The 1,544-nt window shown below is 74.7% G+C and carries 2 protein-coding genes and 1 pseudogene (1 of these 3 cut by a window edge); all 3 read right to left on the reverse strand.

Translation table 11 applies throughout. The features are described from left to right. A partial coding sequence (locus tag FrCorBMG51_RS21165; RefSeq protein ID WP_047224789.1) for a GNAT family N-acetyltransferase occupies positions 1-475 on the reverse strand: 475 nt, incomplete at its 3' end. Beyond that, positions 472-1,128, reverse strand: a complete 657-nt coding sequence (locus FrCorBMG51_RS21170; protein ID WP_052914910.1) for a MogA/MoaB family molybdenum cofactor biosynthesis protein — start codon at positions 1,126-1,128, stop codon at positions 472-474. The genes FrCorBMG51_RS21165 and FrCorBMG51_RS21170, both read right to left, overlap by 4 nt. Next, positions 1,125-1,544 (reverse strand): annotated as a pseudogene (gene moaC, locus FrCorBMG51_RS21175) (cyclic pyranopterin monophosphate synthase MoaC) (it continues 71 nt past the right edge of the window). The gene FrCorBMG51_RS21170 and the pseudogene moaC overlap by 4 nt, the downstream one beginning before the upstream one ends.

A 1,544-nucleotide genomic window follows, 5' to 3' on the forward strand; every position in this document is an offset into this window, starting at 1 on the left:
CCCGCCGGCTCGCGGTGTTCTCCGGCCGGACGTGCGCCTCCACCCGGTGCAGCGCCACCGCGGTGAAAGAGTGATCCACCACCAGCGCCAATGCGGTCGGGGTTATCCCACGGCCGGCATACATACGGTCAACCCAGTAACCGACATGGCCGCTGTTCAACGCGCCACGAACGATCGTGGAAACGGTGATCTGCCCTACCAGCCGGCCCTCGAACGTCACGGCGAACGGCAGGGCCTGACCAAGACGTGCCTGCCGCCGCAACCGCCGCACCATCTGGAGGTAAACCCCGACGGTCTGGCGCTGCGCCCACGCGTCATCGGTGGCGGGCAGAGCCTTCGGTGTCGCCTCCCACGGCGCGAGCCAGTCGCCGTTCCGCAGCCGGATGTCGACCCAGGTCGCGGCCTCGCGCAGCCGCAGGGGACGCACACCCACCGGCCCGTCCGTGAGACTCACCGGCCACCCGGGCGCCCTCATCCCGTCTTCTTCCGCGGGCTCCGGCCGGCGTCCGCCGCGTCATCGGCGTAATCGTGACGGCCGTCGCGGGAGCCGGCGTGATGATGCTCCCCGCCGCCCCTGATCTGCGCAACGGCATGCCCGACCACGCCGGCGAGCACGGCCATCCCGTCGGCGACGCCACCGGTGGAGCCCGGCAGGTTCACCACCAGCGTTCCGTCCCGCACACCGGCGATCCCGCGGGAGAGGACCGCCGTCGGGACCGTCGCCCGGCCGGCCGCGCGCAGCGCCTCGGCGAGCCCGGGAACCTCACGGTCGATCACCAGCCGGGTCGCCTCCGGTGTGACGTCCCTGGGTGCGAGCCCGGTGCCGCCGGTGGTGACGACCAGATGGGCCCCGGCGCGCACCGCCGCCGTCAGCGCGGCCACGATCGCGTCGGACTCGTCCGGGACGACGACCACGTCGTCGACGGCGAACCCGATCCGGCCGAGCGCCCCGGCCGCCAGCGGCCCGGAGCGGTCGGCGTACCCGCCGGTGTGCGCGCGGTCCGAAACGGTGATCACCCGGGCGCGGGCCCCGGCCGGCACCCCCGACGACCCGGCCGGCGTTCCCGGGGCTGTCTGCTCTCCTGGCGGCTCTCCGGGCGGCCCGGCCGGCGTCCCCGCCTGGCTCACCGTGGCGCTCCCGCGTCCGGCGCGGCGGTGGCCGGGTGGCGCCGCCAGTCACCCGACCGCCCACCGGTCTTCACCAGCAGTTGGACGTCGGTGAGCGTCGCGGCCGGATCGACCGCCTTGACCATGTCGTGCAGCGTGAGCCCGGCCACCGCGACCGCGGTCAACGCCTCCATCTCCACACCGGTGCGGTCCGTCGTCCGGACGGTCGCGGTGATCTCAACACCGTGGTCGTGGACGTCGACGTCGACCCGGACCCCCGACAGCGCGATCGGATGGCACAGCGGGATGAGCTCGGACGTGCGCTTGGCGCCCATGATGCCCGCCACCCTGGCCACCCCGAGCGCGTCCCCCTTGGGCACGCCGGCCCCGCGGAGCAGGTCGACGACGGCGGGGGCCACCCGCAGGCAGCCGCGGGC

It is taken from the genome of Protofrankia coriariae (assembly GCF_001017755.1).
Classification (GTDB): Bacteria; Actinomycetota; Actinomycetes; order Frankiales; family Frankiaceae; genus Protofrankia; species Protofrankia coriariae.